19 protein-coding genes are annotated in these 25,565 nt (G+C 68.9%); 13 read left to right on the forward strand and 6 right to left on the reverse strand.

What is annotated here, in order from left to right:
- Window positions 1-87 precede the first annotated feature (87 nt).
- Window positions 88-999 (reverse strand): radical SAM protein, encoded by a 912-nt coding sequence (locus RUR_RS14415; protein WP_283135523.1) that lies wholly within the window; start codon window positions 997-999, stop codon window positions 88-90.
- Between the two features lie 421 nt (window positions 1,000-1,420).
- On the opposite strand from RUR_RS14415, the gene RUR_RS14420 reads away from it, so the two are divergent.
- On the forward strand, window positions 1,421-2,689 hold the full coding sequence (locus RUR_RS14420) for a helix-turn-helix domain-containing protein (protein WP_283135524.1): 1,269 nt from the start codon (window positions 1,421-1,423) through the stop codon (window positions 2,687-2,689).
- A 14-nt stretch (window positions 2,690-2,703) separates the two neighbouring features.
- A complete protein-coding gene (locus tag RUR_RS14425) occupies window positions 2,704-3,069 on the forward strand; it encodes a hypothetical protein (RefSeq protein WP_283135525.1) in 366 nt (121 codons plus the stop codon).
- 139 nt (window positions 3,070-3,208) lie between these two features.
- Here RUR_RS14425 and cutA read toward each other — a convergent pair whose 3' ends face one another.
- A complete protein-coding gene (gene cutA / locus RUR_RS14430; protein WP_283135526.1) occupies window positions 3,209-3,538 on the reverse strand; it encodes a divalent-cation tolerance protein CutA in 330 nt (109 codons plus the stop codon).
- A gap of 469 nt (window positions 3,539-4,007) precedes the next feature.
- On the opposite strand from cutA, the gene RUR_RS14435 reads away from it, so the two are divergent.
- From RUR_RS14435 to RUR_RS14480, 10 genes are all read left to right on the forward strand, one after another.
- Window positions 4,008-5,057, forward strand: coding sequence for a conjugal transfer protein (locus RUR_RS14435; RefSeq protein WP_283135527.1), 1,050 nt, complete (start codon window positions 4,008-4,010; stop codon window positions 5,055-5,057).
- Between the two features lie 78 nt (window positions 5,058-5,135).
- Window positions 5,136-5,405 (forward strand): hypothetical protein, encoded by a 270-nt coding sequence (locus tag RUR_RS14440; RefSeq protein ID WP_283135713.1) that lies wholly within the window; start codon window positions 5,136-5,138, stop codon window positions 5,403-5,405.
- Between the two features lie 44 nt (window positions 5,406-5,449).
- The gene (locus RUR_RS14445) at window positions 5,450-7,951 is read left to right on the forward strand and encodes a TcpE family conjugal transfer membrane protein (protein ID WP_283135528.1); all 2,502 of its coding nucleotides are present in this window, start codon (window positions 5,450-5,452) and stop codon (window positions 7,949-7,951) included.
- A gap of 96 nt (window positions 7,952-8,047) precedes the next feature.
- Window positions 8,048-10,501 (forward strand): ATP-binding protein, encoded by a 2,454-nt coding sequence (locus RUR_RS14450; RefSeq protein ID WP_283135529.1) that lies wholly within the window; start codon window positions 8,048-8,050, stop codon window positions 10,499-10,501.
- Window positions 10,502-10,554: 53 nt separating this feature from the next.
- Window positions 10,555-12,960, forward strand: coding sequence for a type IV secretion system protein (locus RUR_RS14455; protein WP_283135530.1), 2,406 nt, complete (start codon window positions 10,555-10,557; stop codon window positions 12,958-12,960).
- A gap of 83 nt (window positions 12,961-13,043) precedes the next feature.
- Complete coding sequence (locus tag RUR_RS14460; RefSeq protein ID WP_283135531.1) at window positions 13,044-13,679, forward strand: hypothetical protein; 636 nt, start codon at window positions 13,044-13,046, stop codon at window positions 13,677-13,679.
- Entirely contained in the window at window positions 13,679-14,761 is a 1,083-nt protein-coding gene (locus RUR_RS14465; RefSeq protein ID WP_283135532.1) for a C40 family peptidase, read from the forward strand. The genes RUR_RS14460 and RUR_RS14465 overlap by 1 nt, the downstream gene beginning before the upstream one ends.
- Window positions 14,762-14,784: 23 nt before the next feature.
- Window positions 14,785-15,183, forward strand: coding sequence for a (deoxy)nucleoside triphosphate pyrophosphohydrolase (locus RUR_RS14470; RefSeq protein WP_283135533.1), 399 nt, complete (start codon window positions 14,785-14,787; stop codon window positions 15,181-15,183).
- A gap of 306 nt (window positions 15,184-15,489) precedes the next feature.
- A complete protein-coding gene (locus RUR_RS14475; RefSeq protein ID WP_283135534.1) occupies window positions 15,490-16,734 on the forward strand; it encodes a hypothetical protein in 1,245 nt (414 codons plus the stop codon).
- 230 nt (window positions 16,735-16,964) lie between these two features.
- Window positions 16,965-17,921, forward strand: a complete 957-nt coding sequence (locus RUR_RS14480; protein ID WP_283135535.1) for a hypothetical protein — start codon at window positions 16,965-16,967, stop codon at window positions 17,919-17,921.
- Window positions 17,922-18,208: 287 nt separating this feature from the next.
- Here RUR_RS14480 and RUR_RS14485 read toward each other — a convergent pair whose 3' ends face one another.
- The 3 genes from RUR_RS14485 to RUR_RS14495 are packed head-to-tail and all read right to left on the reverse strand — an operon-like array spanning window position 18,209 to window position 21,735.
- Window positions 18,209-18,979: a succinate dehydrogenase/fumarate reductase iron-sulfur subunit gene (locus tag RUR_RS14485; protein ID WP_283135536.1), complete on the reverse strand. Its 771-nt coding sequence runs from the start codon at window positions 18,977-18,979 to the stop codon at window positions 18,209-18,211.
- Complete coding sequence (locus RUR_RS14490; RefSeq protein WP_283135537.1) at window positions 18,979-20,898, reverse strand: fumarate reductase/succinate dehydrogenase flavoprotein subunit; 1,920 nt, start codon at window positions 20,896-20,898, stop codon at window positions 18,979-18,981. The genes RUR_RS14485 and RUR_RS14490 overlap by 1 nt, the downstream gene beginning before the upstream one ends.
- A 21-nt stretch (window positions 20,899-20,919) precedes the next feature.
- Complete coding sequence (locus RUR_RS14495; protein WP_283135538.1) at window positions 20,920-21,735, reverse strand: hypothetical protein; 816 nt, start codon at window positions 21,733-21,735, stop codon at window positions 20,920-20,922.
- A 710-nt stretch (window positions 21,736-22,445) separates the two neighbouring features.
- Between RUR_RS14495 and RUR_RS14500 the strand changes: the two genes are divergently transcribed.
- A complete protein-coding gene (locus RUR_RS14500) occupies window positions 22,446-24,245 on the forward strand; it encodes a glycoside hydrolase family 13 protein (RefSeq protein ID WP_283135539.1) in 1,800 nt (599 codons plus the stop codon).
- Between the two features lie 350 nt (window positions 24,246-24,595).
- On the opposite strand, the gene RUR_RS14505 is transcribed toward RUR_RS14500, so the two are convergent.
- On the reverse strand, window positions 24,596-25,543 hold the full coding sequence (locus RUR_RS14505; protein WP_283135540.1) for a LysR family transcriptional regulator: 948 nt from the start codon (window positions 25,541-25,543) through the stop codon (window positions 24,596-24,598).
- Window positions 25,544-25,565: the final 22 nt, after the last annotated feature.

Consider the following 25,565-nt stretch of genomic DNA (forward strand, 5'->3'; position numbering starts at 1 on the left):
GTTCGCAAGGGCGAGTTGTGATCTTAATGGCGACGGGTCCGGGACCCGCTGGCCGTTCCATGATGAGCGCGGTCATGCGACTACCTCCTAGGCGTGCTGGCAGTACATCTTCAGTGGTGCCTTCGCCTCTTGGTAGAGCTTGGCCAACGGTCTGCACACCATGCAGGAGCCCGATAGAGCACAGCCGGAGCAGCCACCAGTGCGAAGCATGAGGGAATCCGCGATGGCGGGAAGTTTGGACAGCCCGTTCACACCCTCCGATACGAGGTCAATGGGGTGTTCCCGGCCCACCTTGCAGATGGTGACTCTGCCGTGAGGGTCAGAGTGGAAGAACGTATGGCCCGCGTGGCAGCCGGTAAACACTCGCCGCTTTGTGAGGTGCTCTTCTGACTGGGCGGGCAGGGAGTCGGCGCCCCCGTAGATGGTCGGACTCATGTTGCTGAAGACGTGGTAGGGAAGTCCCCAACTTTCGGCCATATCGATCATCTGTTGGCGTTCTTGGGCGCAGCTCCCGGTGATGATCAAGTTGAGGTTGATCGGCAGACCAGCCTCCATGCCCGCCCTCATGCCCTTGTTGAAGTTCTTCCACGACCCGCGGCGCCTAGTCAGCCCGTCGAATGACTCTTCGCTTCCGCCGTACACGCTGATCGTCACGCGATAGGGGCGTCTGGAGGTGAGGAGGTCAATGTTCTTTGGCTTCCACAATGTGGATGCATTTGTGGATATGGAGAGCATCATGCCCAGCCCGTAGGCGTAGATGTATGTCTCAGCGAACTGTCCATCGATCAGCGGTTCGCCGCCCGTTAGTTGGAGCCACACAACGCCCGCGTCACGCATCGCGTTCAGGAGCTTTTCGCGATCAGACCACTTCAGCCCGGCGAACCTTTTCTGGGCGAGATAGCAGTGCGAGCAGTCGAAGTTGCAGCCGAGATTTAGCTCGTACGATGCTCGGCAGTAGCCGTGGGGGGATGGCTGACGTACCAGAACGGTCTCGGCCATCGGTCGGGTCCTTAGCTCCAGCCCCCACGACTTCGCAGCCGCATCGGCCAGCCACGGTGGGACTCTGCTGTTTGAGCCGGCCAGCTGCCTGAGCTCCTCATACATACCTCGCGGTAACCTCGCGCCGTTTGCTGCACCCGGCCGAAGCAACAAGTAGTCGTCGAGAAATGGAGTTGCGATAACCAAGTGCATCAGAGTCCTCCCGGGTCACTGGTGGTTCCCTTAATATCCCTTCGGGATGGATGCCCGACCGCGTTTCGGAGCGGGCTCTTGTTTAAGCCGCCTGACCTGAACCGGGGGAGCTTGTCCGGCGGTAAGTCCAGCCAACAGTCCCGGATCGATGTGAACCACGGCAACCGTGCGGCATTCTTGACGCTTTTCTGATGCACGGAGTGCACCGTATGGGTAAGACAATGATCAATTGGGGAAAGAGGCCGATATGGGCCTAGCCAAGCGGCGGAAAGCCATGGGCTACAGTCAAGAGCGGCTCGCCCATGCCCTCGGTGTCGATCGCACAACGGTTGGCCGCTGGGAGCGGGGGGAAACAACCCCCGAGGGTGTTCACCGGCCGAAAATGGCCATGTTGCTACACCTGGATCTCGCCGAACTCGACGTAATGCTAACCTTGCCACGAACTGCCTGCCTGGAGTCCGTAGCGTCGCCGTCTGGTGATTGTCATGGTTCAGGGCATAACAACGACGTGATCCGACGTGAGTTTCTACGCCTCATGGCGACGACCGGGGCTCTGACGGCCCTCGCGCATGATGAGGCTGAGGCGATTGCGGATGCGGTCGAGCGAGGCTCGATCGACGACTTCCACCAGATGAACGACCACCTTTGGCGGGTTTACCTGCTGGCCCGTTCAAAAGGCTCCATCACGTTGATCGTTCGCGAACAGCTTGGTGTGTTGAACGACGCACTGAGGAAATCACACCAGACCAGTGCCTTGTGTGAGGTCGCAGGAGATCTCCTTCAGCTCTCGGGTGAGCTGGCATTTGATGCCAACCGATACACGGACGCTGCAGCGGACTACACGTTGGCCACTTCAGCCAGTGGCAACGCTCACGCTTTCGATCTGTGGGCCTGCGCGCTTGTCCGGCACGCGTACTTGGACGTTTTCGAGGGACGTTTTGCGCAGGCCGCCGAGACTCTCGAAGTTGCGTGGAGGATCGCCATACGTGGTGACAGCGCACGGTCCACAAGGCATTGGGTGGCATCAGTGCAGGCTGCGGCATACGCGGGCTTGGGAACTGTCGGTTCTTGCGAGCGGGCCCTCGACGAGGCTCAGCAGGTCGCAGACTTGAATGGACCTGTCGACAACGGCGGGTGGCTACGCTTCGACGGTTCACGTCTCGATGAGGAGCGGGGGGCCTGTTACGTCCGGCTTGGGCGACTCGACCCTGCCGAGACAGCGCTTAAGAGGGCGCTGGTCTCTGACGCTTTGACCAAGGGGCAGTCTATTCGCCGCCGGGGTGCCGCCCTAGCCGACCTCGCAGTAATCGGGATGAAACGCCGTGACGTCGAGCAGCTTCTGACCTATGGTGGTGAGGCTCTCCGGCTGGCTCAGCAATCGGGCTCTGGATACATCGCCCGTAAACTCCAGGCTTTGCGGGCGGATTTCGGTTCCTGGGGCCGGGATCGCCGTGTGGCGGAGTTGGACGCCGAGATCGGTGTCTTGGGTGTGATGTGACGAGAGGGGTCGTCGTGCCGGAGATTGAGGGCGCCCGGTTGTTCAGGGAGGCGTGGATCGCGGGAGTGCGGAAGCACTTTCCGGGTGAGCCGAAGCCGGGCTACGTGACTCCTTGGGAGGACACGCCCGAGTGGGAACGTGCGGCTGCAGGGGTCGTGTACGAACAGGTACGTCAATTCCTCGATCTGAGCGATGGCCACGCGGTGCGGCTGACACGGGAGCAGAAGGGCCGCTTCGTCGCGACGTGCTGGGTAGCTCAGATGTACAAGCACTTCGAGGATCCGAAGCCGGGCTACGTTGCTGACTGGCCGGACCTGCCGGACTGGCAGAAGGAGACCGACTCGGACATTTTCGAGGCCATCGAAGACAGGGCCAGGTGACACCGGACCGGTCGTCTGAGGCCGTCGGATCCGCCGTTGGGCGGAGGCCGCGGCGTGATCGGTTTCGTGAATTGGGTGTCGCCTCGATGCCGGGTTGGGCGTTTACTCGTTCCGGCACGGCTGACGGCAGGGTCTTCGGCTACCGAGGCGCCGTTTCGGTGTGGAGCCAGGTGAGGTAGGCGTCGTTGCCGGCGGTTATGGGGGTGGCGATGATCTCGGGGGTGTCGTAGGTGTGGACGCTCTTGATGTGGGCTTCGAGGTCGGGGTAGCGGTCGGCGGTGGTCTTGTAGAGGACACGCCACTCGGTGTCGTCTTGGATGGTGTCCTGCCAGCGGTAGACGCTGCGGATCGGGCCGTCGATCTGGGCACAGGCGGCCAGGCGGCGTTCGACGGCCGTGGCGGCGAGCTCCCTGGCGCGTTCGGCGCTGTCGGTGGTGGTGAGAACGGCCAGGTACTCGGCCTGGGACATGGTCGCCTTCCTTCCTCGGCCGACGTGACGACGTGACGCCGACGTGACGACACCGACTGTCGCACAGGATGCGGGTCGACGGGGTGAGGGACGGGTGGGATCATGGATGCCGTCGGTTCCGGTTGTGCCGCCAGGACCGGAAAAGGCCCGTCGGTTGTTGAGTCGGGTGGGTTCCGGGGGATTTGACGCGCTGGTCAGGCGTGGTGCTTCGTCATGTCTGACTCTGGTGACAAATTCCTGGCTGCCAGGTAATAGCAAACTCGTGCGTGGTTTGGCCGCCTACTCGCGCCGGTCTGTGTGACCCTCGTGTTGTGGATGCAGACGTTGGGGTCAGATGCGGCTTTCGATGGTGTAGGTGAGTCATGCCCGGAAGATTTGGTAAGCACCGTTATGGTGAATACTTCACCGTGGATAACGAGAGTATGACGATACCGCGCCCACCGGGAGGAACGGCGCGAGCGGAGGCGTGATGGCTCGCAAGTCGACCGTCCAGCACGGTTCGCGGGGTGGCCGCGGCTCGGGGCAGGCGCCGCTGCGCCGGCTCGACGGGCAGGCCCCGTTCAGGCGCGCGTCATACGAACCCGACGCGGGCGACGCATGGGCCGAAGAGGATGATCGCGGCCGGGCCGCCCGGCGGAGGCCGGGCTGGAGCGGCGGGGGCGGACGCTGGCTGGTCTGGATCGGCCGGACGATTCTCTGGGCCGTTCTCATCGTCATATTGATTAACGGGGTGACCGCACTCGTCGCCCGCTATACCGAATCGCCTTCCGCTCCGGTCGGTCAAATTGTTCAGCCGGAGGCGGGATTTCCGACGGTCGCCGGTACCGCTTTCGCCGAACAATTCGCCGCAGCCTATTTGAATTTCGATTCCACCAGGCCGGCCGAACGGGAGGCGCGGCTCGCCCCGTTCCTGCCCGCGGGCGCGGATCGGCAGTTCGGCTGGGACGGGACCGGAAAACTGGTAGCGGGTGCCTTCGAGGCCTACGACGTCGACGTCCGTGACGCCAAGAACGCCGTGATCACCATCGTCGTCCAATCCGCGTCGCAGCGGTATCTCCTCTCGGTGCCCGTTCATTACTCGGGCACGGGATTCGTCGTGGCGGATCGTCCGGGGCTGCTTCCCGCGCCCGCCGTCGCCGCACTGCCCCAGCAGGAGGACGTGGATCGGGACGTGGCGACGGAGAGTGAGCTCACCGGTCAGCTCGACGGGTTCTTCCGGGCCTACGGCGGGACGGACGCGGTCGCCCTTCAGCGCTACCTGGCGCAGGGGGTGAGCTTGAAGGGTTTTGAGGGTGCCCTGGAGCTGGACAGACTTCAGCAGGTGGTCGTGCCGGTCGGCGGGCCGACCCGGGAGATCAACGCGACCGTGGTGTGGAGAGTGCGTGGGGCGGGGACTACTTCAGGCGGGGCAGGCCAGGGAACCTCCAAACTCACCCAGTCCTATCGGCTCACTGTAGAGCAGCAAGGCGACAAGTGGTTCGTAAAGGACATACGCGGCACAAGTCGGTCCGCGGGGTAGCGAATGACCTAGATTGGCGTCACTCGTCGCGGTTTGCTGATCGAGACCCCTGGAGGACCGGAATTGATTATCGAGACCGTGCTGTCGGCCGCGGTCGATCTCGCGTCACCGACCACACCCCCTGCTGAGGTCGACACCGAGGGGCTGGCCAACTTTCTGCGTGGATTCTTCGGCCCGCTCTTCCTCGTGATCGTATCCGTGGTGGCGATTTTCTTCCTTTTCACCCGTGAGATCACCAGGTTTGTGCAGTTCATCATTCTGGCCATCGGAATCGGTGTGATCTTCTACGTTCCGAACATCATCGAGGCGATCGCGAGGGCTCTGGCGGGGGCACTCGGTATTAAGTAGGGAAGTGACAGGAATCAGGCCGGGCGGTGAAGGGAGGCACGTAAGTGGATCTGCCTACATACACAAATATCTGGCGAATCGAGAAGCGGTTATACAAACTGTATGACCTGCGGCTCCCCGTGCCGCTGCCCATGGTCTGGATCGGTGTCTTCATCGGCGTGCTCGCCCCCTGGAGCCTCCTGCTCTACCTGATCGGGCTTCCGTTCGACGCCCCGTGGCACGTCGTCTACCTCGTACCCCCCGGAGTGGTCACCTGGCTGGCCACCCGCCCCGTGATCGAGAGCAAGCGCCTCACCGAGCTGCTCCAATCCCAGCTCCGCTACATGGGCGAGCCGCGGACCTGGTGCCGGCTCGCCCCCGTGGAGGAGCCCTCAGAGATCGTTCTCACCGCGCGGGTCTGGCGCGATCCGCAGCGGGTCGCCCTCGGCTCCGCGCCCGAGCTCGTCTTGGACCGGGTCGCCGACGAGGCGCCGCCGCGCGCCCTTCCCGAGCCGGCGACGGCACCCGATCCGGTGCCCGAGCGGCCCGCCGCCCGCCGGCGGCCCGCGCCGCGGCCGCGGGAACGCGCCCTTCCGGCGGAACGGGTGCCGGAGGCACCGCCGCGGCCCGAGCCCGTCCGGGCGTCCACTCCCCCCGCACAGGGGTCGGCGCTCCCGGCGGAGCGGATCCGCGGTGGCGTCCCGCGCATCTCGGCCGAAGCCCTGGGCAAGCTCCGCAGGCACATGGCGGCCGACCCGCCCGGCGAATCCGGCCGCCGCGACGCCCCGAAGACCGCGGACACCGCGGCGGTGGAGCCGCGGCCGGTGCCTTCGGCGGAGGCACGGCCGGAGGCCGAGCGGGAGCGGCTGAGCGCGGACCGGCTCCGCGCCGAGGTGGCCCGCGCCGAGGCCGGGCTCGCGGCCGAGCCGGTGGGCCGCCACGCGAAAGGCCCGGCCGAGCCGCCCCCGGATGCGCTCGTCGCACCGCACGACCTCGGTGAGCCCGCGCAGGAGGCCGACCCGGCGGCTCCGCCCGTACCCGTGCCGTCGTCACGTCATTCTCGGTCTGAGGCACCCGCGGTGGAGGTCGCCCTCGACGAGGAAGGGACGGGATCCGACGCGTCTGGGACGGAGTCCGGGGAGCAGGCGGAGCCCGCGCGACCCCGCCCGTCTCGCGTTCCCGAGGTGGCGGTCCCGGAGACGGTGGACCACCCACGGGAGCAGGATCCGCCCGTACCGGCGCGTCCCGTCCGGCCCTCTCGTCCGGATGTGCTGCTGGTGTCCGCCAAGCGATCGGAGCCGGAAGACGAGCCCGTTTGGGTGCCGGAGCCGGTTGCACAGCCCCAGGATCGGCGGGTTCCCCAGGTCGGGGACCCGGGGGAGGCCGATGCGGTGGAGCCGGTCCACGCGGAGCCGCAGGTACGGCCGCCGGCGCCGCGTCCGCGCCGGGAGGCGCCCGCGGTGGTTCCGCCTCGCCCGCGCCACCCCGAGTCTCCGGCGCCCGCCGGGGGGCGGACGCCCGGCCGGGCTCGGCCGGGTCAGGGCGCGGTGTCGATCAGCATGTCGAACCAGCCGCCTCCGTCACGTTCGGGTGACGCCAGGTCGGGTGCGGTCCCCGCCGTTCCGTTGCCGGGGCCGTCGCGGGAGCCGGATCCGGCCAGGGTGGAGCCCAGGGTTCGCCGGGTGGAGTCGGTGGTCCGCCGGGCGGATCAGCCGGGGGGCTGGCGCAGGCTGGCCCAGGTCGTGATCGGCGGCGCGGGGCGGGGTGACGGGCAGGGCGCCGAGGAGGCGCGGGTCCGCACCGAGTTCACCGGGAGCCGACGGGTGGTGGTCCTCGGCTGTACGGGCGGGGCGGGGCAGACGACGACGGCGTTGATGCTGGGTCACTCGCTCGCCCACCATCGCGACGATCGGATCCTCGCCGTGGACGCCAACGTCGGTGATCAGACGTTGACGAGCCGGATCAAGCCGGAGTCGCCGGAGACGCTGGGTTCCCTCCTCCGCGGCCTCGAAGGCATATCCGGATATATGAGCATGCGTGCCTACACCAATCTCACCAAGTCCGGCCTGGAGGTGATCGCGGGTGGCGAAGGCGGCTCCAACCTCGACGACCAGGACTTCGACCGGGCCGTCCGGGTGCTGGACCGGCACTACAAGCTGATCGTCGTCGACCCCGCGGCGGCGGTGGCGGCGCGCGCCCTGCCGTACGCGGATCAGCTCGTCCTCGTCGCCCCCGCCAGCGAGGACGCCCCGGACGCCGTGGCCATGACCTACGAGTGGCTGGACGGCCACGGCTGTGCGGAACTGCGCAGAAGGTCCGTCATGGTGGTCAACGGGGTGAGCAAACGCAGCATCTCCGACGTCGAGCAGGCCGAGATGGTGGCCCGGGGCCGCTGCCGGGCGATCGTCCGGGTGCCGTGGGACGACGCGCTCGCGCCCGGGAAGGAGCCGCGGGTGGAGCTGGGCTACCTCAGGATGCCCGCACGGCGCGCGTATCTGGCCCTCGCCGGCGTGGTGACCTCGGGATTCAAGGCCACCTCGGTGACCGAACAGGAGCTGACCCGATGAGAGCCGCCCGGTGAGCCCGGACAGCCGCGGACCGAGCGGGGTGACGACGGCGCCGGCCGGGATGGCCGAGGGGCGCGCGAGGAGGGGGAATCATCGATGAGCAGGGCTTCCCGGAACCGGAGCCGACTCGCCGTCCGATACTTCGACGACCGGATTCTGCTCACGGACACGGCCGCCTGGGTGTACTTCCGGCTGCCCACGGTCTCCTACGAGTTCGTCACCCCCGAGGAGCGCGAAGCCCTCGCCACCAACGTCACGATAGCCCTGTCGGCGATCCGGATGCCCGACGCGGAGGTGCATCTGCGGGTGGCCAACCGCACCTACCCGGCCGCCGCGTGGGCGATGGAACTCGACCGGACCTCCGACGAGGGGCCCGGCTGGCGGGACTACCTGGAGGAGATGTACCGGCACGTCTGGGCGAAGGACTTCTGGACCAAGGAGGTCTATCTCGGCGTCCGGCTCGGCCTGCGGGGGACCCAGCTCGGCACCGGCGTGCTCTCCCAGTTCTTCGGGGCGTACCAGCGTTCGGAGCGGATGCTCGGCCTCGACGACGACTCGATCCCCGACGACGAGATCACCAAGTGGACCGAGCAGGCGGAACGGCTCGGGCGGGCGCTCTCGGCGAGCGCCCTCTACGCCCGGCACGCCACGTCGGCCGAGATCGCCTGGCTCTTCCAGCACGCGGTGAGCGGCTCGCTCATCGACCCCGCGCCCTCGGCCAGCCCGAACCGGCGCTGGGGCAGGGGGGAGATCGAGTCCCTGGTCGAGGGGCAGATCCACAATGGGCGATCCATGCTGCGGATCGTCCAGGTAAACGGGGAGTCCTGGGCCGCGCACCTGTCGTTCGCCCGGTTTCCCGACCTGATGCCGTTCCCGGACGGCGAACCGTGGCTGCACTTCGCCGACGCGCTGCCCTTCCCCGTCGAGGTGTCCAGCCGGATGCGGCTGATCACCCCGGTGAAGGCGTCGCGGGACGTTGCCCGCAAGCTCGCCCACGCCCGGGACATGGACATCCACATCCGGGAGGCCGGGGCGGAGGCGCCCATCGCCCTCGCCGAGCAGATCGACGCGGCCCGGATGCTGGAGCACGGGATCACCAAGGAGCGGCTGCCGTTCGTGTACGGGTGGCACCGGCTCATCGTGACGGCGCCGACCGAGGAGATCTGCGTCCAGCGGGTCGAGGCGGTGGTCGAGCACTACCGCGACCTCGGCATCGACATCGTCAACTCCACCGGGGACCAGTTCTCCCTCTTCTGCGAGGCGCTTCCCGGCGAGCGGGTCCGGGTGCAGGCCTACGCCCAGCGTCAGCCGCTGCGGACGATCGCGGGCGGGATGGCGATGGCCACGGTCGAGCTGGGGGACCGGGCGGCCCGGGGGGACTCGGGCTGGGTGGGGCCCTACATCGGCGAGACGATGGGCCGGGCCCGGTCCATCGTCCACTTCGACCCGCTGGTCGCGGCGGCGCGGAACCGTCCCACCGCCATCGCGATCACCGGTGAGCCCGGCGGCGGGAAGACCACGCTCGCCCTGCTGCTCATCTACCAGATGGCCCTGCGCGGGACCACGATCGCGGTCATCGACCCCAAGGGGGACGCCGAGTCCCTCGTCCGGCTGCTGCAGCGCCGCGGCCGCCGCGCCCGGATCCTGCCGCTCGGGTCGGCGGCCCCGGGGCTGCTCGACCCGTTCTCCTTCGGGGACGATCTCGCCGCGAAGAAGACGATGGCCACCGAGACTTTGCGGCTGCTGCTGCCCCGAATGTCGGAGGAGCGGGAGTCGGCGATGATCCAGGCGGTGACGGCCGTCGCCAATCAGCCGTCCCCGTCGCTCGGGCGGGTCGTGGAGTATTTGGAGGCTTCCGAGGATCCGGCTTCCAAAAACCTCGGCGCCGTGCTTCGCTCAATGTCGGAGATGCGTCTCGCTCGGCTCTGCTTCGACCCGTCAGGTGGTGACCAGATCGACTCGGAGGGCTGGACCACGGTCTTCACGCTGGGCGGCTTGACCCTGCCCGACGCCGCGTTCGCCCGGGAGGACTACTCCTACGAACAGCGGCTCTCCGTGGCTCTGCTCTACCTGGTCTCCCAGTTCGCCCGGCGGCTGATGAACGGTCTGGACCGGCGCGCGCCCAAGGCGATCTTCCTGGACGAGGCGTGGGCGATCACCTCCACGCCGGAGGGGGCCAAGCTCGTCCCGGAGGTGAGCCGGATGGGCCGCTCCCGGAACACCGCACTCGTACTCGTCTCCCAGAACGCCGGTGACCTTCTCAACGAGCAGGTCACCAACTGTCTCTCCTCGGTCTTCGCCTTCCGGTCGACCGAGCGGGTGGAGGTGGAGCACGTCATGTCGCTTCTCGGCGTGGACGCGTCGGAGGAGCACAAGGCGGTTCTTCGCGCGCTCGGCAACGGTGAATGTGTCTTCAGGGATCTCGATGGGCGTGCCGGTCGAATCGGCGTGGATCTGATGTCGGAGGAACTGTTGCGGTGGCTCGATACCAACCCGACGCGCGACAAGCCGGAGGAGTCCCAGCAGATCGCCGGGGAGGTCGGGGCGTGAAGCGGCGAATGAGGCGGATCGGGAGGAGAACTCGCTGGTCCGCCTTTCTCTTGATGCTCCTCGGCACGTTCGTCGTCGTTCCCGCCGCGCTGCCGTTCAGTACGGCCACGGCGGCGGTGCCCATCTGCGATCTCTCCGCCGACCTCGCCCCCGAGGTGGTCGGCGGCGCCATCGACGGGCTGATCCAGGCTCCGGCCCCCGCGGGCGCCGCGGCGGCCGTACCGGACGCGCCGGCCACGTCCGGCGGGGCGACTCCGCCGACGACGCCGGCGACCGGCACCCCGGCGGATCCGAACGCCCCGCAGCCGGCGAACACCAACTACGCCAGGTACGGCATGCAGGGGCTGTTCTGGCACACCCACCAGCTGGGCTGCTCGGACGTCGCCGCCGTGCTCGGCAACACCTGGGCCAACGCCATCTTCACCTGGGCGAAGGCGGTCGACCGGCTGACGATCACGACCTATGAGGCGGCGGCCACCGAGGGGCCGCTCGACACGATCAAGGATGTCGTCGACGACATCGTGACCCGGCTCGCCGACGCGCTGTACTGGCCCTTCCTGCGGCCCATCGTCATCCTCGGCGCCATCTGGCTCGCCTGGTACGGACTGATCCGCAAGCGGGCGACGACGACGGCGGAGGGCGTCATCTGGATGGTGCTCGCCGTGTCGGTGGCGGTCTGGTTCTTCAGCCGGCCCGGTGACTTCACGGGCTTGGGGACGACGGTCACCAGCAAGACGAGCGAGGTCGTCAACTCGGCGCTGGCCGGGCTGCCCGGAGCGGAGGGGACGTCCTGCCTGCCCCCGAAGGGCGAGACGGCCACGACGCCGGAGTTCGGCAAGACCGGGGTGAGCGGGGTGGATCAGAACACCGACGCGCTCTGGTCGACCCTGGTCTGCAAACCGTGGCTGATGGGTGTCTTCGGCACCGCGGACCCGAACGCCCCGGTGATCAAGACCTTCGGGCAGAAACTCCTCGACATCCAGGCCGTCGACCGCGAGGAACAGGCGGCGAACCAGCAGCCGGGCGCGAGCGCGCATCAGGAGCGGTTCGAACAGGAGGTCGCCGATCCGCTGGAGCGGACCCCGATCTTCTTCCTCTTCCAGGGCAAGGACTGGACCTCCCGGCTCGGGATCGCGATCGGGGCGTTCATCGCGGCGATGGTGGCGGGGCTGCTCATCTTCCTCGTGGCGGTCTCCCTGCTCGTGCTGAAGATCGGCTTCCTCATGCTGCTGATCCTCGCCCCGATCTTCCTGATCATCGGGGTGCACCCGGGCACCGGGCGGATCATCGCCATGCGATGGCTGGAGATGCTGGTGGGGACGTTGCTCAGACAGGCGGTGCTCGCCGTCGTGCTCGGCATTCTGGTGTACGGCTACGCGCTGATCATCTCCACCCCGCTCCCGTGGGGGATGCAGATCATGTTCATCGCGCTGCTGACCATCGCGGTGTTCTTCTACCGAAGACCGTTCCAGCACCTGTTCTCCTCCATGGACGGGCACAACTTCACCACCCGGGTGCTCGGCGAGGCCACGTCCGCGCCGACGCTCTCCCGCGCCGCCTCGGTCCTGCCCCCCGTGGCCGGGTTCCGGGTCGCCCGCTGGGGGCTGCGCAAGGCCGAACCCGCCCTGCAGGCCGCGGCCGTCGTCGGGGCGAGCGGCGCGGCGATCAGCGCGGCGGGTGCAGCCCGGGCTCGCGGCGGCCCCGAGGACGCGGCGAACGCCCAGGCCGGCGCGGCCGCACCGCCCATGGCGGGCGCGGAGCCCGGCACCCCCGGCCGCCGCCAGATCGGGGGACGCGGCGTCGCGGTCTCCCGAGCCGGCTCGGCCCCGCCCCTCAACCTGTCCGGCCGTACGCCGTCGGCTCGCACCCCCGGCGCCCCGCCGGTGGCCTCCCGCGGCGGCGCGCCGCTGACCAGGGGCGGTACGGCGCCCGGCGCGGCTCCGGCGGCTCCGCCGAGGGCCTCCGGGGGAACCCCCGCGCCCAGAGCGGCTTCCGGAGGGACCCCGCCGCGGCCCGCGGCGGGCGCCCCCTCCGGGAGCGTGCCGTCGACCCCGAGCGGGGCTCCCGGGCCCCGCGGCTCGGGCGGCTGGTTCGGCGGCGGCTCCCGATCGTCTGCTCCGTCGCGGTCCTCGGGCGGCTCCGGTTCCGGAGGTTCCGGCGGAGGCGGCTGGTTCGGCGGTGGCCGGGGTGGCTCCCGTACGGGCGGCGGCTGGTTCGGCGGAGGCTCCGCGGGCGGCGGGTCCGCAGGTGGCGGCTCCCGGCCGTCGGCTCCGGCGCGACGGCCCCAGCAGGACCCCACGCCGCGCCCGCGCCGGAGCGAGGAGGGCGACCGCGCGAGCCGTACCCGGCGCAGCGAACCCCCGCCGCTCTGGCTGCCCGGACCCCGCTCCGGTCAGGCCGACGACGGTGAGCCGTCCGCCCCGTTCTGGCTGAGGCCCTCCAACCGCGAGAAGGATTAGCGTTCAGTGCGTTCCCGAGAGATCGACGATCGGCCGCCGGGCCAATCCCCCGTCGGCCGGTCTCCCGGCGCAGAGGGGTACCGGTGACCGAGGGGAGACGCAGGTGGGTCTTCATCTGCGTCGTGCTCGGGCTGGCCGCGATCGGTGTCTATCTGACCGTGCTCGCCCCTCCCACCGGCACGTCGTCCGACGGCGCCGTACCGCCGGTCCAAGACGTCGGCCGGACGGCACCGGCTCCGCCTCCGGTCCCGGCGACGCCGAGCCCACCGCCTTCGGCCGAGTCGTTCGACATCTACCGGCTGCTGCCGCTCTCCAAGGAGGAGTTCGCCGCCTCCGCCGATGTCGCGTACCGGTTCGCGACGGCGTACGGGGGATACCGCCACGACGAGGACCCGGCCGTCCACGCGCGGCGGATCTCGGTGTTCACCACCCCCGATCTCGGCCGCATCCTGGCCCGGGGGGTGCTGTCCCCGGGTGAGCTGGAGCAGAACCGGGCGGATCAGGTGGTCTCCCAGGCGTCGGCCGAGATCCGCGAGATCCGCGACGTCAAGGAGCGTTCGGTGGTCTACGTGGTGGGGATCACCCAGCGGATCACCGCGAAGTCGGGCTCCGATCAGCGAACCGAGGAGTACGCCATCACGGTCTCCCAGGTGGGGGCGGACTGGAAGGTTCACGACATCCAGCAGGCGAACGCGGGGCAGGAGGGAGACCCCCACTGATGTCCAGGTTCCGGATCGTCATCGTCGCCGGTACGGCCGGTCTCCTGCTGATGAGCTTCATCATCGCCCCGATGCTGATGACCGTGCCCTCGTTCCTCGGCGGGCTCGGCGGCACGACCGACCTGTGCACGGAGTACAAGCCCGGCGAGGCGGCGCTCTCCACGGTGGCGCAGCGCGACATCCCCGCGGACTATCTGGAACTCTACAAGCGGCACGGCGCCAAGATCGGCGTGCAGTGGAACGTCCTCGCCGCCGTCGGCAAACGGGAGACCGATCACGGCCGCTCCCGGCTGCCGGGGGTGAGCGACGGGACCAACCACGCGGGTGCCGCCGGTCCCATGCAGTTCCTGATCAGCACGTGGGGAGGGAAGCCCCGGATCAAGGAGGGGAGCAAGTTCAACGGCTACGCCTCCGACGGCGACGGCGACGGCTGGATGGACGTCTACAACCCCGCCGACGCGATCCTCGGGGCCGCGCGGATGCTCAAGCGCAACGGCGCCCCCGAGAACCTGGAGCGGGCGCTCTTCGTCTACAACCGCGCGATGTGGTACGTCCGCCAGGTCCTGGAGATCGCCCGCAGGTACGCGGGGGACGGGACGGTCCCGGTGCCCCGCGACGCCGCTCCCGAGTGCGATCTGGACTCGGTCGAGGCCGCACCGAACAACGTGGTCCGCGGGATCCTGCGGTATGCGCTCGCCCAGCAGGGTAAGCCGTACATCTGGGGCGGTACCGGACCGGAAGGGTTCGACTGCTCCGGCATCATCTACATGGCCTACCGCGATGTGGGTCTGTCGATCCCCAGGACGACCTTCGTGCAGTGGCCTTTCGGGGTGCGCATCCCGGAAGGCTCCGAGCAACCCGGTGACCTGGTCTTCTTCAACGCCGGGCCGGGGACCGGACCCAACAATCCCGGCCATGTGGGCATGGTGGTGGCCAAAGGCAAGATGATCGAGGCACGCTGCCGGCTCTGCGGCCCGATCAAGATCACCACCTACTCGAATCGGACTAGTTTGATGGGATTCACCCGGCCGCTTGACCATCCCAGTGTCAAGGAGCAGTTGCGGCGCCTCGAACAGGCGTAGCCGGAATGTTCTAATGGGTGATCGTGGACAACGTCGTCGTGGGTGCCGCCATCATCTCCGAAGGTCGCCTGCTCGCGGCCCAGCGGGCCGAGCCGTCCGAGCTCGCCGGGGGCTGGGAGTTTCCCGGGGGAAAGGTCGATCCCGGGGAGAGTGACGAGGAAGCCCTGGTCCGGGAGTGCCGCGAAGAGCTCGGCGTGGAGATCGTCCTCGACGGGCGGGTCGGCGGCGACTGGCGCCTGACCGATACGGCGGTGCTCCGGGTCTGGCTCGCCAGGGTCGTCTCCGGCGTCCCCCAGCCCAAGGAGCACCGCGAGCTGCGCTGGCTGACCGAGTCGGAGTTGTACGACGTGCCGTGGCTCCCGGCGGACCTGCCGATCGTCGGATCCGTACGGAGCTGCCTCGGCGGTGTCGACCGGTACTGACCCTCGCCCGGGGGCCGGCTCGGCGCGAGGTCGCCGGTACCGGGTGACCTCGGTGGACGTTCGTACGGACACGGTCGGCCACCGCCGGTGACGGAGTGGCTCTCAGCTGAGGGTGCCCCGTGCCGACAAAGGCCGATATGTGGTTCTTTGTGATACCCATATGCGACCACGAGTTGTCATGCTGCGATCACGGAGAGTATTGTCGGTCTGACTTGTGCTTGCTCGTGGCTGACCGGCCGCGGCGACCGTATCGGGGGAAACGGGGGGCGCGTCGTGAGGCGATTCCGTGCGCGCACGATGGCTGTGGTGAGCGTCGGCGTGCTCATCACGAGTGGGGGTGCCTCCACCGCGTCGGCGCTCGGAGCCGAGGGCTTCACCGTCCCCTGGAGCGAGCCGCCCGCGGTCGAGATCTCGCCGACCCCCTCGCCGCTCTCGCGGCCGGAGGCGGGCGCGCCGGTGAGCATGGCGCTGGACGTGGTCTCCGACGGGTTGCCGCCGTTCGACAAGGCCGACGACGGGCCGCACAACGGTCTGGTCCGGGCCGGGGACGAGATGCTCTACCGGATCAGGGTCATCGCCGGCCGGCAGGTCGCCGCCGGGGCCTTCCTGGTCGTCGAGGCGGAGCCGCGCACCTCGACCGGCACCGTCGGCTGCGGGCAGCAGACCGTCCGGTTCACCGACGGAGAGGCCCGCTGCCCGATCGGCCGGGCCGACGTGGAAGAGGGCTTCGACGTCAAGCTGGTCGTCCCGGTGGAGACCTCGCTCAACGACGCGGTCACCCTGACCGCCTCGGTGGAGTCGCCTGCGCTCGGGCCGCTCGGCACCCGGTCGGTGAGCACCGTCGTGGTCGGGACCGTCTCCCCGATCGGGACGGCGATGTCCGGTCCGGTGCCCCCGGCCTCGTCGGCGACGCTCACCGCGTTCGGGCAGCAGGCCACGGGTGAGCCGTCCGGGCCGGCCGCGGAGCCGTACGTCCAGCTGCATCAGACCCGACCGGCCGAGGGCGCCGCACCGGCCAAGCAGACCGGGCTCGCCGGTCCGGGTTCCTCGATCGCGGCCGACGTAGAGGAACACCCGCGGACGGTTCCCCGGCAGCGGAGGGCGCCACGGGCCGGTGCCCCCGGGTCGGGCGGGCGAGGTCACCGCGAGGTGGGCGTCGGCCGAACCCCCAGGCGGGCCCCGGCGCTGCCCCGGCCGGTGCCGGTCACCGCACCGATTCAGATTCCGTCCACACCCGGGGGCACCGGGCCAGTCCCGGCCATGGCACGGCCCCCGGTCGGGGGAGCCGCCTCGGTCCCGGAGGCCCGGGTGGGGTTGCCCCCGGTGCCGCCACCGCCGCCGGCCCCACCGGCGGGTCCGGGGACGCTGCCCACCGTCGAAGGCGCGGGGGAAGGCGGGGTGACCACGCTGATCGAGCCGATGCGGCTGACCGGGGTGCGGAGCCTGCCCGCCGTCGTCGGCGCGATCCTGGTCCTGCTGGTCCTGCTCGCCGTACAGCTGCGGATGCACCGGCGCAGGACGCTCAAGCGACAGGTCCCCGTGTCCGAGTAGATCTGGCCCGCTGCCAAAGTCCTCGGCTTTGTATTGGATATCAGACTTTGCCGTTACTTTTCCTCGCCTAGGATGTCGCTATTGACTCCACGACATAGCGGATCGGGTGGGTGAAACCCCCGAATCCGGTCAGTGGGAGCGGGGAGCCGAGCGCCTGCGGGCAGTGGCGGAGGACTGTGGTGGCCGATCGGGGACGTTCCAAGGCGGTGTTTGCCCTCGTAGGCACACTCATGCTGTCCGCACTGGGCACCGTGGTGGCGGCTTCGGCCTTCGGCGCGACCGGAAGCGGGCAGACGCTTCAAGCCGGGGCGACCGTCACGGTCACCGCCAGCGGGCCGAAGGTCACGGTTACCGCGCCGACCCCCACCGTCACCCGGACGAAGACCGTGGAGCCGAAGATCACCGAGGCTCCGCTGCCCACGAACCCGGCGACGTCCAAGCCGCCCAAGCGGACCACGACCACTCCGGCCCCCCGGTCGAGTGAGCCCGCGACGACCCCCAATCTGCCCGCCTACACCCCGCCGGCGACGACCCCGACCGGAGCCGGCGACGCCACCCCGCCGGGCTCGACCCCGGGCGAGTCCACACCGGTGGTGTCCAGCCCGTCGACCCCGGGCACGACCCCCGGAGTGGTCGTCCCCGAGCTGACGCCGACGCCGACGGCGCCCGAGCCGTCCTCCCAGCCGGTGGTGCTCCGCAACGCCGACCACCCGAACGGCATGAGCGACATCTGGCTGACCGGCCGGATGGCCTGGTCCGCCCTGGCGATCGCGATCTTCGTCATCGTCTGCCTGTACTTCGTGGACAGCAAGCTCCGGCCGAAGGCGTTCGCGGCCGCGATCCGGATCGCCGGGCCGCGGCGGCCCAGCAAGCATCGCCGGGGCGCGGACCAGACCGCGACGTATCCCACCGAGGCGGCCGACACGACCGCGGTGTACCCGCAGAACCCCGTCTACCCCGGGGCCGCGGGAGCCTACCCGGCCGGCTATCCGATGTACCCGACCGGCATGACCTACCCGGCTCCCATGCCCATGCCGATGCCCCCGGCCGCCTACCCCGTGCCCGGCATGGTCTACCCGGGCATGCCCACCATGCCGTACCCGGTGCAGTTCCCGCCCGGCATGGTCATGCCCGGCTACCCACCCCAGCAGCCCCCACCCCAGACCCCCGGAGCGCCCACCTCGTAGGCGCGAGGTTTCTTAGGCGGTTCCCGGGGCCAGGGTTGTAACCACGGCTGGATCCTAGAGTCGGACACGCTACGTCCGCACTTCTCGCGCCGCGTACTTTGCGGTGCGAGAATGCGCGCAACGGTTCGTGCCGGATGCTCTTTATCCGGCACGAACCGTTGCGGTCGATGTCAGAAAATACAGGCTTTTGAGGGTGGGTTCCTTAAGGCGGTGAGCAGGTCCGGGCTTTCTCACCCCCCCTCTCATGCACGAAGGCCCGCCCCTCATCGGGGCGGGCCTTCGCCGGTTCAGGCTTTCGGGGTCTTCTCCTTGGTTCGGCGGAAGATTTTGTTGCCGAGCCAGACGAGTGGGTCGTAGCGGCGGTCGACGACGCGCTCCTTCATGGGGATGAGCGCGTTATCGGTGATCTTGATGTGCTCGGGGCAGACCTCGGTGCAGCACTTGGTGATGTTGCAGTAGCCCAGGCCGTGCTCGTCCTGGGCGGAGTTCTGCCGGTCCTCGACGTCGTAGGGGTGCATGTCGAGCTCGGCGATTCGCATGAGGAAGCGCGGTCCCGCGAACGCCTGCTTGTTCTCCTCGTGGTCCCGGATGACGTGGCAGACGTTGTTGCACATGAAGCACTCGATGCACTTGCGGAACTCCTGTGAGCGTTCCACGTCGACCTGCTGCATCCGGTACTCGCCGGGCGCCACACCCTTGGGCGGGGTGAACGAGGGGATCTCCCGCGCCTTCTCGTAGTTGAAGGACACGTCCGTGACCAGGTCCTTGATCACGGGGAAGGTCCGCATGGGCGTGACGGTGATCGTCTCTTCCTCGGTGAACGTGGACATCCGTGCCATGCAGCCCAGACGGGGCTTTCCGTTGATCTCCATCGAGCAGGAGCCGCACTTGCCGGCCTTGCAGTTCCAGCGGACCGCCAGGTCGGGCGCCTGGGTCGCCTGCAGCCGGTGGATCACGTCGAGGACCACTTCGCCCTCGTTCACCTCGACGACGAAGTCCTCCAGGGCACCTTCGCCGGCCTCCCCGCGCCAGACGCGGAACTTCGCCTTGTAGCCCATCAGGCCTCCTTCACGGTCGTGGCGCCGCCCTCGGCCAGCTCGGCCTCGGTGTAGTACTTTTCCAGCTCGGCGAGGTCGAAGAGATCGCGCAGGTCGGGCCTGAGCGGGAGCTGGACCTGCTCCTCGATCTCCACGGCGCCCGCGTCGTCGAGTGAGCAGACCAGGAGCTTGCGCCGCCAGTCCGAGGACATGCCGGGGTAGTCGTCCCGGGTGTGCCCGCCCCGGCTCTCCTCGCGGAGCAGCGCGGCCTTGGCCACGCACTCGGAGACGAGGAGCATGTTGCGCAGGTCGAGGGCGAGGTGCCAGCCCGGGTTGTAGATCCGGGTGCCGGGCGATCCGGCGTTCGCGGCCCGGTGCTTGAGTTTCTCGATGACCTCCAGCGCCTCGGTGATCTCCTCGGCCTTCCGGATGATCCCGACCAGGGAGTTCATGGACTGCTGGAGCTCGTGGTGGACGGTGTAGGGGTTCTCCCCGCCGGTCCGGTCCAGCGGGGCCAGCGCCTCCGCTTCGGCGGCGCGCAGGTCGCCCGCGGCGGCCTCCGGCCGGTCGCTCAGGCCGTCGACGTACGAGGCGGCGCCGAGTCCGGCCCGCCGGCCGAACACCAGCAGGTCGGAGAGGGAGTTGCCGCCGAGCCGGTTGGATCCGTGCAGCCCGCCGCCGACCTCACCCGCGGCGAACAGGCCGGGTACGGACGAGGCCTGGGTGTCGGGGTCGACCTCGACGCCGCCCATGATGTAGTGGCAGGTCGGGCCGACCTGCATCGGCTCCTTGGTGATGTCGACGTCGGCCAGCTCCTTGAACTGGTGGTGCATCGACGGAAGGCGCTTGACGATCTCGGCGGCCGGGAGCCGGGTGGAGACGTCCAGGAAGACACCGCCCTGGGGCGAGCCGCGGCCCGCCTTCACCTCGGAGTTGATCGCCCGGGCGACCTCGTCCCGGGGGAGCAGCTCGGGGGGACGGCGGTTGTTGGCCTGGTCGGTGTACCAGCGGTCGCCCTCCTCCTCGGTGGTGGCGTACTTGTCCTTGAACACGTCGGGGATGTAGTTGAACATGAAGCGCTCGCCGGCGGAGTTGCGCAGGACGCCTCCGTCACCCCGGACCGATTCGGTGACCAGGATCCCCCGGACCGACGGCGGCCAGACCATGCCGGTGGGGTGGAACTGGATGAACTCCATGTTGATCAGGCTGGCGCCCGCGAGCAGGGCGAGGGCGTGGCCGTCCCCGGTGTACTCCCAGGAGTTGGAGGTGACGGTGTAGGACTTGCCGATTCCGCCGGTGGCCAGGACCACGGCCGGGGCGTCGAATCGGATGAACCTGCCGTTCTCCCGCCAGTAGCCGAACGCGCCGGCGATGGCTCCGTGCGGGCCGTGCCCGGGGCTGTCGTCCTTGAGCAGCCGGGTGATCGTGCACTCGGCGAAGACCTTGATGTACGCCTCGGGGTCGCCGTGCAGCTTCTCGTCCTCCTGCTGGAGGGCGACGACGCGCTGCTGGAGGGTCCGGATCAGCTCCAGCCCGGTCCGGTCGCCGACGTGGGCGAGGCGCGGGTACTCGTGACCGCCGAAGTTGCGCTGGCTGATCTTGCCGTCTTTGGTGCGGTCGAAGAGGGCGCCCCAGGCTTCCAGTTCCCAGACCCGGTCGGGGGATTCCTGGGCGTGCAGCTCGGCCATCCGCCAGTTGTTCAGGAACTTCCCGCCGCGCATGGTGTCGCGGAAGTGAACCTTCCAGTTGTCCGACGGGTTGACGTTGCCCATGGCCGCGGCGGCGCCGCCTTCCGCCATGACCGTGTGGGCCTTGCCGAACAGAGACTTGCACACGATCGCGGTCCGCTTGCCCTGCTGCCGGGCTTCGATCGCCGCTCGGAGCCCGGCCCCGCCTGCTCCGATGACCACGACGTCGTATTCGTGACGTTCGATGTCCACTGTGGTTCCTTAACGATCCTGTTAGGCGAAGGGGAAGGCGATGATGCCCTTGGCGACCAGCCGGACGTAGAGGTCGGCGATCATGACGGAGAACATCGAGACCCACGCCAGCTGCTGGTGCTTCGCGTTGAGCTTGGACACGAAGGTCCACATCTTGTACCGCAGCGGGTGCCGCGAGAAGTGGTTCAGGCGTCCTGCGGTGATGTGCCGGCAGGAGTGGCAGGAGATCGTGTAAGCCATGATCAGAATGGCGTTGACCAGCAGAATGATCGCCCCGAGCCCGACATGTCCCCAGTTCCCGTCCTTGTCGCGGAATGCCAGGACCGCGTCATAGGTAAGGATGAGACCGATCAGAATGGCGCCGTAGAAGAAGTACCGGTGCACGTTCTGCATGATCAGCGGGAAACGGGTCTCGCCGGAGTACTTCTTGTGGGGCTCGCCGACCCCGCAGGCCGGAGGCGACAGCCAGAACGAGCGGTAGTACGACTTCCGGTAGTAGTAGCAGGTGAGCCGGAAGCCCGCGGGCAGCCCCAGGATGAGCAGCCCGGGTGGAAGCGTGTACCAGTCGCCGAACGGGGCGAGTCCGAGGAATCGCGCCCCCTCGGGACAGCTCGTCGCCAGACACGGCGCCGAGAACGGCGCGATGTACGGGTCGGCGAAGTAGCTTTGATCGAAAATCGCCCAAAAGCCGTAGACGAGGAAGGACATGAGCGCGGCGAAGGTCAGCGCCGGGTTCAGCCACCATCGATCTGTTCTGAGCGTTCTGGCCTTGATGTCGGCTCGTTGCCTTCTGGGGGTCGGTTCATTGACCGGCCGCTCAGCCGCTGTCTGGGTCATCGGAGACCTCTCCACCTCCCGCCGGGCCCTGCGAGTCACGTGGGCCCGGGACGAATGCGCTCCTCGCGCGCATCGCCTTAGTTTTCCGCGCCAAACAACCGGTCCGGTGCGCGTGTTAGGGGACTACGGTACGACAGGTGCAAACCCTCGATGTGACAAGGGTCACCGGTTGTTCCGCAGCCGCTGTGTGATTGTTGTCACGTGTCGCCGAGGGGCCCGTTGTCCCGGTGTGCGCGAGTGCCGGTGGGGCCGGTCGGCGAAGCCGTCTGGCATGTCCTCTGATTCTAATTGAACTAGCAGGTCAGAGGTGCATTACCGGCTCCGTTGAGGGTGTCGCGGACCGGCCGGGGGCCGCCCTCGCGCCCGGTGTCGCATCAGATCGATCACATTTTCGCCGGGTCCCGGCCTTCGGTCCGGGCCGTCCCGCCGGACCGGGAGTTTCCCGTGGGCGATGTCATTCCGTAAAACACTCACAATCAGCCACTCGCCTTAGTGGCTCGCCGCCCGATTGCCGGAAGACTCTCCGTTACCCGGACGTCTTCCCCACCGGGGGGTTTCTAGTGTCTTATTGTTTAAGTTCTCCCCCTTTAATGGGATCTGTCGTGCAGGAGTGGGTCGGTTACCTTTTCGTGCTCTGGTTTTCGGAAATACGCAGCGATGTTCGATGACGTTCGGCCCCGCGACGCCAGGTCCGGTGGTGAGGAGAGGCGATGACCGCGGATATCCGGACGGCCGCGGGTCGGCCGCACCACGACGGCTCCGAACTCCATCTTCCCGAGCAGAATCCCTCGCCGGGAGACGTGATCCCGGTCTTCGTCCGGCTGCCGCGGACCTATCTGGCGACCTCGGTCCACCTCCGCTCGGTGACCGACGGTGAATCCGCGTACACCCCGGCGGTCCTCGACCGCAGGGACGCCCACGACTTCTGGTGGCGGGCCGATCTGCGGATCGGCAATCCGGTGACGAACTACCGTTTTCTCATCGACCGGGGTGGCATGGGCCGGGTATGGCTGCATGCCGCAGGAATCGCCGAGCACGATATTCCCGACGCCACCGATTTCCGGGTCACCACTTTCTCCCCACCCCCCGACTGGATCCGAACCGGCCTGATTTATCAGATATTTCCGGATCGATTCGCCAGGTCGGCCCGGGCACCCGAGCAGAGCCCGCCCTGGGCCGTACCGGCCGCGTGGGACGACCCGGTGATCGGCCGCGGTCCCGACTGCCCGCTCCAGTTCTACGGCGGCGACCTGTACGGGATCGCCGAACGCCTCGACTACGTCCAGCGGCTCGGCGCCGATGTGCTCTATCTGACCCCGGTCTTCCCCGCCGAGTCCAACCACCGCTACAACGCGTCCTCGTTCCACGAGGTCGACCCGCTCCTCGGGGGCGACCGGGCGCTCGGTCTCCTCACCGCGCAAGCGCATCGCCGGGGCATGCGGGTCATCGGGGACCTCACCACCAACCACTCGGGCGACACCCACGACTGGTTCCGTCGCGCGGTGGCCGACCCCACCAGCGAGCAGGCCGGTTACTACTACTTCCGGTCCCATCCCGAGGACTACGTGAGCTGGCTCGGCGTGCCCACCCTCCCCAAGTTCAACTGGGGGTCGGCCGCGCTGCGCACCGAGATGCTCGCCGTGGTCGGCAAGTGGCTGCGCCCGCCGTACGGTCTGGACGGCTGGCGCATCGACGTCGCCAACATGAGCGGCCGGTGCGGCGACGACGACTACAACCAGGAGATCGCCCGCATGATCCGGGCGCACATGCCGCCCGACACGTTCCTGCTGGCGGAGCACTTCCACGACTACACCGCCGACATGCCGGGCGACGGCTGGCACGCGACGATGAACTACTCCGGCTTCGCCAGGCCGGTGTGGTCCTGGCTCACCCGGCGCCGTGTCGGCCCGGTCTTCCCGGGCATGCCGCTGCCGCTGCGGCAGAGCACGGCGACCGAGGCGGTGGGCACGATGCGGGCGTTCGCCGCGGCGGTCCCCTGGTCGGTGAGCTCGGCGAGCGTGAACCTGCTCGGTTCGCACGACACCCCCCGGATCCGGACGATCCTCGGCTCGGCCGACCACGTCGCGGTCGCCGCCGGTCTGCTGTTCACCTATCCGGGGACCCCGATGGTGTTCATGGGCGACGAACTCGGCTTGGAGGGGGAGAACGGCGAGCATTCCCGCACCCCCATGCCCTGGGGGGCGACGGGCGGACCCGTCTACGAGGTCTACCGCGACCTGATCACCCTCCGCCGGACGCAGCCGGCCCTGCAGGGCGGTGGCCTGCGGTGGCTGCACACCGGGGGTGAGGCCCTGGCCTACCTGCGGGAGAACGCCGAGGACCGGCTGTTGATCCTGGCCTCCCGGGCGGCGCACGAAGGGGTTCGGCTCCCGGGCACCCTGGCCCGGTTCAGCCCGCGCAACCTATACGGCGGCGCGGCCGCGAAGCTGCTCGGCGACACGCTGGAGCTCCCCGGCGACGGCCCGACCTTCCAGGTCTGGTCGATCTAGCCTCTTTTGTTCAAGGCGTGTCCGGTACGGCGTCCGCGGCGCGAGCCGTACGGGACCTGCGGTCGCCGTTTCGCGGGGCCGCGCCCTTCGACCGGTCGCGGCGGAGCGTTCTCGCGAGCAGGTCACCGAGGTGCCGGTGGCCGGGACAGGCCTGATCGTTGTGGTGTGTGCACCCGGTGGGGTGCGTACAGCGCAATGATCACGGGGACCGGTGTTTCAAGTTGCTGGTCCGGTCCGGGGCTGTGTGATCGTTGTGGTCTGTGCACCTTGGGGGGTGCGGACAGCGCAACGATCATGGGCGGGTACGGCACGGCGGTTCGCGGCGCGAAGCCGTACCGGATCCGCCGAAGCTAGCGGGGGGTCCGGCCGATCAGTTCGACGCCGTGGGGAAGGCTCTTCCGTTCGGCGGCTTCGGCGAGGAAGGTGAGCAGGCAGGTCCGGAAGGCGCGGGCCGCGTGGGTGGGCTCCACGTCGGGCCGACGGGCGATGGCGATCGTCCGGCGCAGGCCGGGCGGGGCGAGCGGGGTGCCCCGCAGGAGGGGGCGGCTCTGCAGGACCATGCTCGGGACGACCGCGACGCCGAGCCCGGCTTCGACGAAGCGGAGCACCGCGTCCATCTCCCCGCCCTCGACGGCGAACCGGGGTTCGAAACCGGCTTTCCGGCAGGCGGCCAGGGTGGCCTCCCGCAGGTCGTACCCGCGCCGGAACATCGCCAGGGGACGCCGGCGCAGGTCTTCGATGCGCATGTACGACTTGCCCCTGGTCAGCCCGGGTTCGCTCGCGGGGGCGGCGACCACCAGGCTCTCCCGCAGGATCGCCTCGGTGACCAGCGCGGGGTCGCCCCCGTGCAGCGGGAGGATGATCAACGCCAGGTCGAGCTGCCCGCGGGCCAGGTCCCGGACGAGGTCGCGCGAGCCGCTCTCCTCGACCAGCAGGTCGATCCCCGGGTACTCCCCGTGGAACCGGGCGAGGGTGTCGGCGAGCAGTCCGGCGCAGAGCGAGGGGGTGGCGCCGAGGCGGACCCGGCCGCGGCGGAGTCCGGCGAGTTCGGCGACTTCGCGCCGGGCGGTCTCGGCGTCGGCGAGGATGCGCCGGGCGAGCGGGAGCAGGGCCTCCCCGGCGGCGGTGAGCGTGACGTTGCCCCGGGCCCGGCTGAACAGCGGGGCGCCGAGTTCCTGTTCCAGGGTCTTGATCTGCTTGCTCAGGGAGGGCTGGGTGACCCCGGCCCGCTCCGCCGCCTGTGTGAAATGCCTCGCATCTGCGACGGCGACGAAGTAGGTGAGTTGCTGTAGTTGCACGCTTCATAGCGTATGGCTATGG

The sequence above is a fragment of the Rhizohabitans arisaemae genome (assembly GCF_025996515.1).
Classification (GTDB): domain Bacteria; phylum Actinomycetota; class Actinomycetes; order Streptosporangiales; family Streptosporangiaceae; genus Rhizohabitans; species Rhizohabitans arisaemae.